Raw genomic sequence first — 13,283 nt, 5'->3', positions numbered from 1 at the left:
TAATACAGCTGTAAAATGATTGGAATGAGGTTTACACTGTTTACACTATATGTTTAGAAAATGTTCACAACTAAATGACGAATTCATGAACGAAAAAAATAATGGAGGCTCCCTTTAATTGTCACTATTTGTACATAATTCCTTTAAATATTAGCAGGGAATGGGAAACGTACTGGCGAAGTTTACGTTAACAAATAAAAAGGTGGTGCTTGAGATTGAAAAATCCATTCAAACATTAGCAAATCGAATCATAACTGATGCAATTCAAAAAGGTGCTTCAGACGTCCATATCCTTCCTTGTGACAGCGAGACAGTTATTAAGTACCGGCTAGGAAATCAACTGCTAATCATGTGTACTCTTGAAAAGTCTGTCTGTGAACGATTAACTTCACATTTTAAATTCATTGCATCGATGGATATAGGTGACAGACGAAGACCGCAAAGCGGATCTTACTTTTATTCTCATCGCAAGGCAAATGTAGGACTTCGAATCTCCACCCTCCCAGTAAAAAAAAGCGAAAGCATGGTTATTCGAATTCTTCCTCAACAGCAACAAATTCCTTTATATCAACTGAGCCTTTTCCCAGCAACAACGAAAAAGCTTCATTCCCTTTTAACTCGTGCCCATGGGCTTATAATTCTTACAGGTCCAACTGGTAGTGGTAAAACGACAACTCTTTATTCCCTCCTCTCAGAGGCCTCGAAAATGATTGATCGGAACATCATTACCCTAGAAGATCCCATTGAAAAACAGTGTGATACCGTTCTCCAGGTTCAAGTAAATGAAAAGGCCGGAATCTCATATGCAACAGGTCTTAAGGCGATTCTGAGGCATGATCCGGATATTATTATGGTTGGTGAGATTCGCGATCAGGAAACAGCTGAGATCGCTATTCGCGCGGCCCTTACCGGTCATTTAGTATTGACGACTATGCATACACGTGATTCGAAGGGAGCAGTTTATCGGCTTCTAGAGTTTGGGATTAATTGGTTAGAAATTGAACAGACTTTAATTGCAGTGACAGCGCAAAGATTGGTGGAATTAACCTGTCCTTATTGTCAGGGGGAATGCCATCCATACTGTTACACAAGTGGTCGTGCGCAAAGAGGCAGTGTTTTCGAACTATTAACGGGTAGTGCATTATCTGCTGTATTAATGCAGGTAAAAGGCAGAAAAGAGGCCATATACTATGAAACACTAAGGGATGTGATAAAAAAAGGGATTGCGCTAGGGTTTATAAAAGAAAATGAATGGAATAGGTGGGTATTTGATGAATAGGAAAGGTAACTGGTCTGTTGAGGAGCAGGCTAGCTTTTTAAAGAGGACTGGTGAATTATTAGCCAGGGGTTATCCTTTAGCAGAAGCCATTGATTCACTTTCCTATCATCTTGATAGGAAGAAACAAAAGGAAATAAGGAGTTGTATTGCTGAATTAAAAGAAGGATATCCATTCTTTCAAGTACTTTCAGACTTGCAGTTCAATAAACATCTGGTAAATTATGTGTACTTTGCCGAACAGCATGGAGGCTTAGCCGAAGCTGTAATTGAGGGAAGTACAATGGTGTTAAAACGGGAACATGATTACGATAGGTTAAAAAAGTTAATAAGCTATCCATTTTTCTTAATCGTTTTAACATCTATTTTGTTTTACTTTGTTGATCAAGTTCTACTACCTAAGTTTACCTCTCTTTATGAAAATATGAATGTTGAAACAAATATTTTCGCTACAATCATCTCTGCCTTTAGTACGTATGTTCCCCTCGCTTTTTATTTTTTCGTTATTTTTTGTTTGTTCGTTGCTGGGTATTATCAGTTCATATTTAAAAACACTCCAGTCCTTGAACAACGTAGGAAACTCGTATCTCTTCCAATTATAGGGAAATTTTTAAAACTTCTGTACTCCCAAAACTTTTCCGTTCAGTTAAGCTATCTGTTTTCAAGTGGAATGTCAATTATGGAGGCTTTAAATGTTTTTGAAAACAATAAACAAGAACCTTTTTCAATGAGTGTTGGAAAGGAAATTAAAACCATTTTAGCTGCAGGTAGCGAATTTGAGTATGCAATTGCTTCATTTCCATTTTTTGAAGCCGAACTTTCGCGAATCATTAAGCATGGTCAAGAGAACGGAAAGCTTGATCAAGAGTTATTTTTCTACAGTCGACATTGTCTAGCACAATTAGAGGAATGGACTGAAAGGGGGATGAGAATCGTTCAACCTGTCCTTTATAGTGTAATTGGTTTGTTAATTGTTGCGTTGTACTTAGCGATTTTGCTTCCAATGTTTGAGTTATTACAAGGCATTTAATCATTTGAAAGGGATGATCCAATGAAAAATGAAAAAGGATTTACATTAATTGAGATGATGATCGTTTTGCTTGTTATTTCTGTGCTGCTAATCATTACTGTCCCAAATATTACACAGCATAACTCCAACATTAACACAAAGGGATGTGATGCTTTTGTGAAAATGGTTGAAGGACAGGTCCAGGCTTTTCGCATCGATAAGAAAAAGTTTCCAGATAATATTGATGAGTTAGTGACCGCCGGTTATATAGGAGGAACAATCTGTCCCGATGGCAAGGAGATTTCCTTATCGTCAGATGGTAAGGTCACCGTTCCAAAGGATGAATGAAGATTCGTAGGAATGGATTTACGTTAATTGAAACGCTGCTCGTCCTCACGATTTTTTTAGTGATGTCTTTTGCCTCCACAATTCTATTACAGCCAGTAAACACACTCCTTGAAAAACAATTATTTTTCTCTCAACTCAAATCGGATTTTCTATACGCACAGCAGTATGCGATTTCCCGTCAAGAAGAAGTGACCATTCATATCATGCCTGAAGCCAATTATTATTATATTCGTTCAAGATTTAATGGGCCGATGCTTATTGAGCGTCACTATTCACCGGGAGTTAAAGTTCGCGAAAGTCCAATGAATTATTTTCAATTTACTGCTAATGGAAACACAAATAAATTTGGTTCGTTATATGTGGAAATTGATGACCGCTTGTACCGGATGACAATGCTAATAGGAAGGGGGCGTTTTTATGTCGTTGAAGAATGATGGCTTTTTCTTCGCAGAAATTCTTTTATCCTTATCTGCGTGGCTACTCGCAACGAGCATTCTTCTTCCGTTGACAATGCTTCTTCTCGGGCAATCCGTTCAAGTACGACAAGAAGCAGACGCGATTCATTTATTATATGACCAACTGCAACAACTAAAGTTCAATCCGGAACATATGACTGGGGATTCAGTAGAAGTTGTCGGTGGCACAGTTTACACGATAACAATGAATAGACAGGATTCTGATTCAATTGTGGAGGTGTGTGTCGAATTTGAAGGGTTTTTTCAAAATGAAAAATCAAGAAAATGTGGCCTTGTTGAATGATAGAGGGTTTACAATTGTTGAAATGCTTATTGCCTTTATGGTCTTTTGCTTACTAATGGCACTTTTCCCTCTCGGATTAAAGACAGTGCTTGGATATGAATATAGTGAAGCGAGAATGCAAAAGTTGGAATGGGAAGTGTTCACTAGCCAACTAAAAAAGGAGTTACGCATGTGTAACGCAGTGAATATTCAAGATGATAAGTTATTTTTACAAAGGGGGAGCGATACTGTTTTATATGAGAAATACGGTACAAATCTTCGTAGGCGTGTGAATTTTTCAGGGCATGAAATCATCCTTCAAAATGTTGCAGAGGTAAAGTTTAACAGTCTACCTGAAGGGTACAAAATTACAGTTATTGATTCATCTGGTAATGAACACAACGCGAATATAAGAGCATTTATACCAATTGAGGTTACAGAAGGATGAGGAATGAAAAAGGCTTCGTTTATCCGGTTTCTTTATGTATGGTCGTTTTTTTTAGTATGTTTCTTTTAATTGCCATCGAACAAAACATGGTGGAAAAACGTTTTTATCGGCAGACTGAAACAATCTTGGTTGGGGAGTACTATATGCTTTCAGCACTTAAAGAGCTAGAGGAAAAGTTGAAAAATGATGAATCCTTCAGTTCAGGTAGAATTCAGTACTCAAGAGGAGAAGTTCTGTTTCAACGAAAAGTGCTTTCTGGGAGGATTGATGAGTATACGTTTACGCTTAAACTCGAAACGAATGAACAATGGATTGCTGTTACCCATTATGACAAAGATGAAAAAAAGATGGTTCGTTGGGTTGAAAAAAATTAAATCGTTAAAAAATCGTTTAATTAAAGGAGTTAAGGAAACACTTGTTAGCGTAGAAGGTAGGTGTTTTTGTGAAAACGAATGATTATGTAAAGTATTTAACACAGACTGTTGTCAAATATGCTGATCAACCAAAAGAAGACCGAATGAAAAGCAAAGAAGTGAGAAAGGCAGAAAAACCGCCATTTTTATTTCGGTGGTTTGGAATATTGCCTTATGCCTTAATGTTGTTCTTAAAACGGAAACGGTAGAAGAGAATCTCAATACTCCCCTTAAAGTAATCAGATCAAACTTGAAAATCTGCTACTTAAAGGGGAGTATTTTTTAGAAGATAAGAAAGAAAATTTCTGGAGTTAGAAAATGTCTAGCTCCAGCGCCTAGCCCCTCGAGGTCACAAGCCACTCCAGATTTGAAGACAAAGAGCGTCTTCTAATCTGGAGCGTCTTATGCTTGTCGGGGCTGCCCAAGGCGCTTGCGCTTTTCTAATTAAATCGCTTGTTCCGTTAAGTAAAATAAGCCTCCATTAATAATGGATATATGAATTTTAGGTTCGAATTGCTCTTGTAAAGCTTGTTTCTCGATTTCATAACTTTCTTTTCTCTCTCCTGTATCTTGATAGAAATGTTCTAATAGCTCAAGGTCTTCCTTCCAGCGCGTTCTCGCCTCGATAGACCAAGTATGGTCTTCATTCTTAATATTTGCTTCGAGCATATTTTTAATTCGATTTACCCCACTTTTCGGCATAATTAGCGGTGAAAGTGTAAAAGTATAATCAGGTATTTTTGGGGTCAATGGTAAATTCATTAGCTGATCATGAAAATCTGTTACCATACGACCATTAATTAATTGCAATCCAATTGAATGATAGACATCTCGTTTTCGGTCGCATCGATAGGATACTTTTGTATTCAAACAAAGCCATGGGTATAAGGGTAACTGTTTTCCTGATGCGGCAGAATCGTTTTCATATAAACGAATATAGCGAGCAAGCTTTTTTGTAGTGGCAAAAATTTGATGCAATCGCGGTGATCCAAAGTGAATATTTTCTCCTTTGATATCTTTCGCTGTTTCCTCTTGGTTTGTGATTAAAGTGAGTTTCATTGGGTTAGGAATTCCACCGGTTTTTTCTAAGTAGTGCCAATAGAACGGGCGGTTCATCAATTCCTTATCCATTTCCTCCGTTAATTGAACGGTCATATGCCCTGAGTTTGAATGAATGATTTCACAGTTGTTTGCTAGAAAATACCGTTTTAGGAAGTTATGAATTTCCTGTTGCTGCATGAACATTCCCTTCCTTCATTTCTTCTGCAAATTGAATCATTGATGTAAAATTCTCCATTTTAATTTTCATTTCACCTTCAGAATTAGACTGGCTAAAAATATCGATTAAATGGTCTTCAACCTTTCCAAATTCAAGCTTCGTCAAGATATCGTCAAGTTCCCCAATCACTTTTTCGAATAAGTTTATTTTTTCATATAAAAGTTTAAGAATATGGTCTTCTACAGTATTTTTTATCCCAAAATTATAGATCATTACATCTTTTTTCTGTCCTAAGCGATGAATCCGACCAATTCGTTGTTCAAGTCTCATCGGATTCCAAGGTAAATCAAAGTTAATGATATGGTTACAGAATTGGAGGTTGATTCCTTCTCCGCCGGCTTCAGTAGCAATCAGTACTTGTACTTTTTTCTCAAAAAGATCTCTCATCCAATCTTTCTTCCCTCGTTTAAAACCTCCTCTAAATGGAACTGAAGTGATTCCATGTTGCTGTAAATACCATTGTAAGTATAGTTGTGTAGCTCGATATTCTGTAAAGATAATGACTTTATCATTTATTTTTTTTATTAACTCCAACGTTTTCACTGCTTTAGAATTCGTTGTTACCGCTTCAATTTTTTTTATAATCGTCGCTACACGTTCTTCAAAGACAGCCGAGCGGGTCTCCTGTCGCTGAAGCATATTTTTTAATGTATAGTAGACAGCTTCTCGGCTGCTACAAGCTTCGCGTTTTAATGTCATAAGCGAAAATTGGTTTGTAGAGATCCCTAATCCGTCCTCTTTTAAAAGGTCGATACTGCTATACAATTCTTGCTCTTCTTTCGTAAATTCAATTGTGATCGCTTCAACATGCCGCTTTGTCCATTCGATACCGGTATCTTCACGCCTATTGCGAATCATCACTTTATTTACAAGTTCTTGCAACTTCTCATTGTCATTAATCTGTCGAGAATCTTTTTTATATTTGTCAAAAAAAGCTGTTTCACTACCAAGATGTCCTGGCTTTAAAAGACTAACCAAGTTAAAAATTTCTTCAATCCTGTTTTGAATGGGAGTTGCAGTGAGCAGAAGGCAAAACTTCTTTTTTAAATTTTGGACAAATTCGTAGTTTTTAGTTTTGTTGTTTTTAAGCTTATGTGCTTCATCGATAATCACCATGTCATAACTCTGTTTATAGATGATGTCTCGATGTGGATTTCTTTTAGCTGTATCAATTGACGAAACGACAACATCACATTGCTCCCAAACATAGCTCTTTCTTTGAGCAATAACAGGAATGTGAAATTTCGAATTAAGTTCCATTTCCCATTGGGATACGAGCGAAGCTGGTACAAGAATCAATACTTTTTTAACAAGACCCCTTATCATGTATTCTTTTAAAATGAGTCCAGCTTCAATTGTTTTTCCGAGTCCTACTTCGTCAGCAAGGATTGCCTTTCCGTGCATATTTTCCACCACTTGTTTAGCTACCTCGAGCTGGTGGGGCAAAGGAACAAGTTGCGGAAGATGCTTAGGAGCTTGCAATCCCTCAAATTCTGGAATAATTGTCTGTTTTTCCCCTTCCACAGCGAGCTTATATAGCTCCCAATTTCCCCATGGACCGTCATTTGTTAGTTTATTGATAAATTCATCTTGCCACGAGGAATCGAAGGATATTTCGACCGTCAAATTTATTCACTCCTTTGTAATCAAATATTATATTGGCGAAACGAACTCAATAATGGTAGGATAAAAGTGAATTGAATTTTTCGAAATGTAATGCAATAAAAAATTAACAGTTTTTGTTTACGTCATAGTATGTCCTAAAAATAAAAAAATATGATGCGGATGATGGCAGGGGGAGAGACTACATAATGTAGCGCCGAAGGAGCAAGCATATAGCGAATCTCTCAGGCAAAAGAACACTTGTTTGACGCAACTCTGGAGAGCGCTCAAAATATTGAGCCACCAAAGGGGAAAGCCGTAATAGGTAAACTTTCAGGTGAAAGGACAGAGACCAACTCATTTTAATGAGGGGGTACTCTGTCCTTTTTTATTATTAATAGGCCATACTAACTATAAATTGTTGGAAAAGGGGTTTAGTTCAATGGGGAATTTAAAAAGAACGCCGCTATTTGATGTTTACAAGCATTATAATGGAAAAACAATTGATTTTGGAGGCTGGGAACTGCCAGTTCAATTTTCGAGTATTAAAGAAGAACATGAGGCTGTACGAACGAAAGCAGGATTGTTTGACGTTTCTCATATGGGGGAATTTGAGCTAATTGGGAGCGGAAGTTTGCCATTTCTTCAAAAAATGATGACGAATGATGTCGAGAAATTGGAGAATGGTGGAGCACAATATACCGCAATGTGTGATGAAAAAGGTGGGACAATTGATGATTTAATTATCTATCAATTAGCGAATAATCATTATATCCTTGTTGTTAATGCAGCGAATATTGAAAAAGATTTTGAGTGGCTAAAAGGTCATCTTGAAAAAGATCTTGTCTTAAAAAATGTTTCGAATGAAATAGCTCAACTTGCAATCCAAGGTCCAATGGCTGAGAGTATTTTGCAGAAACTTAGTCCTGATTTTGACTTAAAGAAGATAGGCTTTTTCAAATTTAATAAAGAAGTGAATTTAAAAGGAAAGACCGCGCTTGTCTCGCGAACTGGTTATACAGGGGAAGATGGCTTTGAAATCTACTGTAAACCAGAAGATACCATTGATCTTTGGAATGATATATTAGAGGCGGGGAAAACGGAAGGAATCCTTCCATGTGGACTTGGTGCACGGGATACGCTACGGTTTGAAGCAAATTTGTTGCTTTATGGCCAAGAGCTTTCACCTGAAATCTCTCCATTAGAGGCTGGAATTGGCTTTGCTGTTAAGTTGAATAAAGAAGTTGATTTCATTGGAAAAATAGCCTTAAAAAATCAAAAGGAAAATGGTTTGGAAAGAAAAATTGTTGGCATCGAAATGATGGACCGTGGGATTCCGCGTTTCGGCTACTCTGTTTTTAGAGATGGGAGGAAAATTGGAACCATTACATCAGGCACACAATCTCCGTCATTAAAACGTAATATCGGTCTTGCTCTACTAGAAATTACATCTACAAAAATTGGGACTGAGGTAGAAGTAGAAGTTCGTGGGAAGAGACTGAAAGCAGTCGTTGTCTCAACTCCATTTTACAAACGCGCAAATAAATAAGTTCATAAGGAGGGATTAACGATGAAGCATCGTTATTTACCACTAACAGAAAAAGATAAGCAAGAAATGCTTGACGCAATTGGTGTTCGCACTGTAGAAGATTTATTTGATGATATCCCAGAAAAAGTTCGTTTTAATCGTGATTATAATATTAAACCGGCAAAATCAGAACCGACTTTGATGAAGGAATTGTTAGGCTTAGCAAATAAAAATGCAGACTTTACTAGCCATTCGTCATTTTTAGGTGCTGGTGTTTATGATCATTACCAACCAGTCATTGTTGATCATGTAATTTCAAGATCGGAATTTTACACAGCCTATACCCCTTATCAACCGGAAATATCTCAAGGAGAATTACAAGCCATCTTTGAATATCAAACGATGATTTGTGAACTTACTGGAATGGATGTAGCAAATTCGTCAATGTATGATGGTGGCACAGCCTTAGCTGAGGCTGCGATGTTAAGTGCCGGGCAAACGAAACGTAAAAAGGTGCTTATTTCAGCGGCTGTCCATCCGGAAACGAAAGAAGTAGTAAAAACATATGCGAAGGGGCAGTACATTGAGGTTATCGAAATCCCATATAATCATGGGGTCACGGACATAGAGGCTCTGAAAGAGATGATCGATGAGGATGTAGCAGCTGTTATGGTCCAATATCCAAATTTCTTTGGCAGAATTGAGCCACTGGGAGAACTGGAGGAAATCATCCATTCGGTTAAATCTTTATTTGTTGTTTCCAGCAATCCGCTAGCGCTTGGTGCTTTGACTCCACCTGGAGACTTTAATGCGGACATCGTCGTTGGTGATGCTCAGCCTTTCGGAATACCAGCTGCATTTGGTGGACCTCATTGTGGATATTTTGCTGTCTCATCAAAATTAATGAGGAAAATCCCAGGGCGGCTTGTTGGTCAAACGAAGGATGATGAAGGTCGCAGAGGGTTTGTGCTTACATTGCAGGCAAGAGAGCAACATATTCGCCGTGACAAAGCGACCTCTAATATATGTTCTAACCAAGCGTTAAATGCACTTGCGGCGTCAGTCGCAATGACAGCACTTGGTAAAACAGGTGTTAAGCAAATCGCTAAAGTTAATATTCAGAAAGCACATTATGCACGTAAAAGACTCGCAGAAAAGGGGTTTGAAATTGTCTTTGAAGGACCATCTTTTAATGAATTTATCGTGAAAACGAACAAACCTGTAAAAAGTTTAAATGAATCATTGCTACGAAAGGGAATCATCGGCGGTTATGATTTAGGTCGTGATTTTCCAGAACTAGATCAACATATGTTAATTGCCGTGACAGAACAGAGAACAAAAGAAGAAATCGATACATTCGTGGAAGAATTGGGGGATTGTCATGCATAAAGAAGATCAGCCACTTATATTTGAAATCAGTAGCCCAGGACGGATTGGCTATAGTCTGCCCGAGATGGATGTTCCTGAAATAGAGATAGCTGATTTGCTTCCTAAGGAGTATATCCGGGAAAAAGATGTGGAGCTTCCAGAGGTGTCAGAGCTGGATATTATGCGTCATTATACTGCATTGTCAAAAAGAAACCATGGGGTTGATTCAGGATTTTATCCACTTGGATCATGTACGATGAAATATAATCCAAAAATAAATGAAAATGTTGCTCGCTACAATGGTTTTGCACATATCCATCCATTGCAAGAAGAAAGCTCAGTACAAGGGGCACTCGAGCTTATGTATGATCTCCAGGAGCATTTAGTAGAAATTACCGGAATGGACGAGGTGACACTCCAGACGGCAGCCGGGGCTCATGGGGAATGGACGGGTTTAATGATGATTCGCGCCTATCATGAAGCAAATGGAGATACGGCGAGGACGAAGGTGATCGTTCCAGATTCTGCCCATGGCACAAACCCTGCTTCAGCAACAGTTGCCGGTTTTGAAACGGTGACAGTTAAATCAAATAAATACGGGCTTGTTGACCTTGAAGATTTAAGGTCGGTTGTTGGTCCAGATACTGCAGCATTAATGTTGACGAACCCAAATACACTCGGTTTATTTGAGGAAAATATTGTAGAAATGGCAGAAATTGTTCATCAAGCAGGCGGAAAACTTTATTATGATGGTGCGAATTTAAATGCAGTACTTTCTAAAGCACGTCCAGGAGATATGGGATTTGATGTTGTTCATTTAAACTTACACAAAACATTTACCGGTCCGCATGGCGGAGGGGGGCCTGGTTCAGGTCCGGTAGGGGTAAAAGCAGACTTGATTCCATTTTTACCGAAACCAATCGTAGCGAAGCGTGATGATCAATATATTTTAGACTACAATCGCCCGAAGTCGATTGGTCGAGTTAAGCCATACTATGGGAATTTTGGGATTAATGTTCGCGCCTACACGTATATTCGTAGCATGGGACCAGATGGATTAAAAGCTGTGACAGAAAATGCGGTATTAAATGCGAACTATATGATGAGGCGATTAGCTGAATTTTACGATCTGCCTTATGATCAGCATTGTAAGCATGAATTCGTTTTAAGCGGAAAACGCCAAAAAAAGTTAGGTGTACGCACATTAGACATTGCCAAGCGCCTGCTTGACTTTGGTTACCATCCACCGACTATTTACTTCCCGCTAAATGTGGAAGAATGTATAATGATTGAACCTACTGAAACGGAGTCAAAGGAAACGCTCGATGCTTTTATTGAAACGATGATTCATATTGCTAAAGAGGTTGAGGAAAATCCTGAGATTGTTCAGGAAGCACCTCATACGACTGTTATCGGAAGGCTTGATGAGGCGACAGCAGCACGAAAACCGATTCTGCGTTTTCAAAAGGTTTAACATGAAAAACTGAAGAAGTCATTTAAAAAACAGCGTTTCCGTTTTGGAGACGCTGTTTTTTTAAAAAGTGAAATGACTTTTTAGTATTTGTTTATTTTGATTTAATTTTACCTGCCCACTTTTTAAATCCGCCTTTCAGATGGGAAAGGTCTTGATAACCTTTACGGTGAAGCATTTGAGCTGCGCGGCTACTACGTGTTCCGCTTTGACAGTACAAATAAACAGGCTTGTCGGGACGAATCTCCTTCATACGCATCTTTAATTGAGAAACGGGAATGTTTCTTGCACCGAGTATATGTCCTGCATCAAATTCATTTGGCTCACGGACATCAATTAATTGTGCCTTACGATAACCTGCTTTAAATTCTTCTTCTGTCAATGTTTTTAAATATCGGCGCTGAGCAAAGTAATTGAATAACGCATATGCAATGAATACACCGATCGCAATTAAAATAAAGTATAATGCTTCCAACTTTCCTTCTCCTTTCGAACTAACTAAGCCTCCTATATTATATAAGTGATTGAGCTTGAGAGCAAAGAAATTCTTTGGAAAAGGATAAAAAGTGTGCAGTTAAAGAAGCGATATCCTTTGTTTTGAAAGGATTTTTTGGTAGAATTATTAAATGTTTATTACTTAACAAGCAGCGAATTATCTTGATTAATTGCTATTGTAAAAATATAATAAATGGGGTTAAACGATGAAAAGAGAAGTATGGGGTTATATTGATTCTGGGAATGCTTCACCTGCTTTTAATATGGCATTAGATGAAGCTTTACTTGAGTGGCATAGTGAAGGGAAAATCCCACCAATTATACGGTTTTATGGTTGGAATCCTGCCAGTTTGTCCATTGGATATTTTCAAAAAGTTGAGAAGGAAATTGATATGGAGGCTGTCGTTAAGCATGGCCTTGGTTTTGTTCGCAGACCGACTGGGGGAAGGGGCGTCCTTCACGAACATGAACTCACTTATAGTGTCATTGTGACTGAAGAACACCCTAATATGCCTCAATCGGTGACTGAAGCGTACCGTGTCATCTCGGAAGGGATTTTGAAGGGTTTTCACAATCTTGGTTTAGAAGCCTATTTCGCAATTCCGAAAACGGATGAAGAACGAAGTGCTTTGAAAAGTCCCCGTAGTGCTGTTTGTTTTGATGCCCCAAGCTGGTATGAATTAGTTGTTGAAGGGCGTAAAGTAGCGGGAAGTGCGCAAACACGACAAAAGGGAGTTATTCTCCAACATGGTTCAATCTTGCTTGATTTAGACGAGGACAAGCTATTTAGTTTGTTTAAGTATTCTAATGACCGTGTCAAAGAGAGGATGCAAAAAGCCTTTAAATCGAAGGCGGTGGCGATTAATGAAATTAGCGGCCGGACAGTTACGCTTGAGGAGGCAAAATTGGCTTTCAAGGATGGCTTTTCTGAAGGCCTAAATATTACCCTCGAACCGTTTAAACTATCAAATGATGAGATGGACTACGTCCTTAAACTGGTAAAAGAAAAATATGAATCGGATGAGTGGAATTTTAAAAGGTAAAAGCGAGAATGCTCGCTTTTTTTCTTTGATAGTAATCGATCATGAATTTTGGTTGTTTAAAAAATGCAAGTGATGAAATTTGTTGTATTTTATCAATATATGATGAATTTCTATTTATATCTCTATCTCTCTCGTTTTTCTTATTATTTCTATGTTTGACAAATCTTATTCAACTTGACCTAAAATCAATATATGGTGTTGTCGAAAATTAAATTAACACTATATATTGATTTGTTGTGTTTTGATATGATAACGTATAGGTAAT

15 protein-coding genes and 1 riboswitch are annotated in these 13,283 nt (G+C 38.0%); of the genes, 12 read left to right on the top strand and 3 right to left on the bottom strand.

The genetic code is table 11. The features are described from left to right. Positions 1–160: 160 nt before the first annotated feature. The 8 genes from comGA (at position 161) to GNT69_RS08205 (ending at position 4,441) form a co-directional block, all read left to right on the top strand. Entirely contained in the window at positions 161–1,279 is a 1,119-nt protein-coding gene (gene comGA, locus GNT69_RS08240; protein ID WP_203554472.1) for a competence type IV pilus ATPase ComGA, read from the top strand. Then, on the top strand, positions 1,272–2,306 hold the full coding sequence (gene comGB, locus GNT69_RS08235) for a competence type IV pilus assembly protein ComGB (protein WP_203554471.1): 1,035 nt from the start codon (positions 1,272–1,274) through the stop codon (positions 2,304–2,306). Before comGA ends, comGB begins: the two co-directional genes overlap by 8 nt. 21 nt (positions 2,307–2,327) lie before the next feature. After that, positions 2,328–2,633 carry a competence type IV pilus major pilin ComGC gene (gene comGC / locus GNT69_RS08230; protein WP_203554470.1) on the top strand — a complete coding sequence of 102 codons (306 nt, stop codon included), beginning with the start codon at positions 2,328–2,330 and terminating at the stop codon, positions 2,631–2,633. Then, positions 2,630–3,067 (top strand): competence type IV pilus minor pilin ComGD, encoded by a 438-nt coding sequence (gene comGD / locus GNT69_RS08225; RefSeq protein WP_203554469.1) that lies wholly within the window; start codon positions 2,630–2,632, stop codon positions 3,065–3,067. The genes comGC and comGD overlap by 4 nt, the downstream gene beginning before the upstream one ends. After that, on the top strand, positions 3,051–3,392 hold the full coding sequence (locus GNT69_RS08220) for a hypothetical protein (protein WP_203554468.1): 342 nt from the start codon (positions 3,051–3,053) through the stop codon (positions 3,390–3,392). Before comGD ends, GNT69_RS08220 begins: the two co-directional genes overlap by 17 nt. Beyond that, positions 3,358–3,819, top strand: a complete 462-nt coding sequence (comGF, locus tag GNT69_RS08215) for a competence type IV pilus minor pilin ComGF (protein WP_203554893.1) — start codon at positions 3,358–3,360, stop codon at positions 3,817–3,819. Before GNT69_RS08220 ends, comGF begins: the two co-directional genes overlap by 35 nt. After that, positions 3,816–4,193 carry a competence type IV pilus minor pilin ComGG gene (comGG, locus tag GNT69_RS08210; protein ID WP_203554467.1) on the top strand — a complete coding sequence of 126 codons (378 nt, stop codon included), beginning with the start codon at positions 3,816–3,818 and terminating at the stop codon, positions 4,191–4,193. Before comGF ends, comGG begins: the two co-directional genes overlap by 4 nt. A 68-nt stretch (positions 4,194–4,261) precedes the next feature. Beyond that, complete coding sequence (locus GNT69_RS08205; protein ID WP_203554466.1) at positions 4,262–4,441, top strand: YqzE family protein; 180 nt, start codon at positions 4,262–4,264, stop codon at positions 4,439–4,441. 235 nt (positions 4,442–4,676) lie between these two features. On the opposite strand, the gene GNT69_RS08200 is transcribed toward GNT69_RS08205, so the two are convergent. Both GNT69_RS08200 and GNT69_RS08195 read right to left on the bottom strand, forming a co-directional pair. Then, on the bottom strand, positions 4,677–5,471 hold the full coding sequence (locus GNT69_RS08200; RefSeq protein WP_203554465.1) for a YqhG family protein: 795 nt from the start codon (positions 5,469–5,471) through the stop codon (positions 4,677–4,679). Next, on the bottom strand, positions 5,449–7,137 hold the full coding sequence (locus tag GNT69_RS08195; RefSeq protein ID WP_203554464.1) for a DEAD/DEAH box helicase: 1,689 nt from the start codon (positions 7,135–7,137) through the stop codon (positions 5,449–5,451). Before GNT69_RS08195 ends, GNT69_RS08200 begins: the two co-directional genes overlap by 23 nt. 159 nt (positions 7,138–7,296) lie before the next feature. Continuing rightward, a riboswitch (glycine riboswitch) is annotated at positions 7,297–7,384 on the top strand. A 171-nt stretch (positions 7,385–7,555) separates the two neighbouring features. On the opposite strand from GNT69_RS08195, the gene gcvT reads away from it, so the two are divergent. The 3 genes from gcvT to gcvPB are packed head-to-tail and all read left to right on the top strand — an operon-like array spanning position 7,556 to position 11,483. Then, on the top strand, positions 7,556–8,662 hold the full coding sequence (gcvT, locus tag GNT69_RS08190) for a glycine cleavage system aminomethyltransferase GcvT (RefSeq protein WP_203554463.1): 1,107 nt from the start codon (positions 7,556–7,558) through the stop codon (positions 8,660–8,662). Between the two features lie 21 nt (positions 8,663–8,683). Continuing rightward, a complete protein-coding gene (gene gcvPA / locus GNT69_RS08185; protein ID WP_203554462.1) occupies positions 8,684–10,030 on the top strand; it encodes an aminomethyl-transferring glycine dehydrogenase subunit GcvPA in 1,347 nt (448 codons plus the stop codon). Beyond that, positions 10,023–11,483, top strand: coding sequence for an aminomethyl-transferring glycine dehydrogenase subunit GcvPB (gcvPB, locus tag GNT69_RS08180; protein WP_203554461.1), 1,461 nt, complete (start codon positions 10,023–10,025; stop codon positions 11,481–11,483). The genes gcvPA and gcvPB overlap by 8 nt, the downstream gene beginning before the upstream one ends. Before the next feature lie 91 nt (positions 11,484–11,574). Here gcvPB and GNT69_RS08175 read toward each other — a convergent pair whose 3' ends face one another. After that, a complete protein-coding gene (locus GNT69_RS08175; RefSeq protein ID WP_203554460.1) occupies positions 11,575–11,955 on the bottom strand; it encodes a rhodanese-like domain-containing protein in 381 nt (126 codons plus the stop codon). A gap of 226 nt (positions 11,956–12,181) precedes the next feature. On the opposite strand from GNT69_RS08175, the gene GNT69_RS08170 reads away from it, so the two are divergent. Next, on the top strand, positions 12,182–13,018 hold the full coding sequence (locus tag GNT69_RS08170) for a lipoate--protein ligase family protein (RefSeq protein WP_203554459.1): 837 nt from the start codon (positions 12,182–12,184) through the stop codon (positions 13,016–13,018). Positions 13,019–13,283: the final 265 nt, after the last annotated feature.

The sequence above is a fragment of the Bacillus sp. B15-48 genome (genome assembly GCF_016879755.1).
Taxonomy (GTDB): Bacteria; Bacillota; Bacilli; order Bacillales; family Cytobacillaceae; genus Mesobacillus_B.
Note: the sequence above shows the minus strand (reverse complement) of the source record. Positions and strands in the feature narration are given on the sequence as shown.

Coding starts and splice junctions, on each gene's coding strand:
- comGA (WP_203554472.1), top strand. CDS start 161: ATGGGAAACGTACTGGCGAAGTTTACGTTAACAAATAAAAAGGTGGTG.
- comGB (WP_203554471.1), top strand. CDS start 1,272: ATGAATAGGAAAGGTAACTGGTCTGTTGAGGAGCAGGCTAGCTTTTTA.
- comGC (WP_203554470.1), top strand. CDS start 2,328: ATGAAAAATGAAAAAGGATTTACATTAATTGAGATGATGATCGTTTTG.
- comGD (WP_203554469.1), top strand. CDS start 2,630: ATGAAGATTCGTAGGAATGGATTTACGTTAATTGAAACGCTGCTCGTC.
- GNT69_RS08220 (WP_203554468.1), top strand. CDS start 3,051: ATGTCGTTGAAGAATGATGGCTTTTTCTTCGCAGAAATTCTTTTATCC.
- comGF (WP_203554893.1), top strand. CDS start 3,358: ATGAAAAATCAAGAAAATGTGGCCTTGTTGAATGATAGAGGGTTTACA.
- comGG (WP_203554467.1), top strand. CDS start 3,816: ATGAGGAATGAAAAAGGCTTCGTTTATCCGGTTTCTTTATGTATGGTC.
- GNT69_RS08200 (WP_203554465.1), bottom strand. CDS start 5,471: ATGCAGCAACAGGAAATTCATAACTTCCTAAAACGGTATTTTCTAGCA.
- gcvT (WP_203554463.1), top strand. CDS start 7,556: ATGGGGAATTTAAAAAGAACGCCGCTATTTGATGTTTACAAGCATTAT.
- gcvPA (WP_203554462.1), top strand. CDS start 8,684: ATGAAGCATCGTTATTTACCACTAACAGAAAAAGATAAGCAAGAAATG.
- gcvPB (WP_203554461.1), top strand. CDS start 10,023: ATGCATAAAGAAGATCAGCCACTTATATTTGAAATCAGTAGCCCAGGA.
- GNT69_RS08170 (WP_203554459.1), top strand. CDS start 12,182: ATGAAAAGAGAAGTATGGGGTTATATTGATTCTGGGAATGCTTCACCT.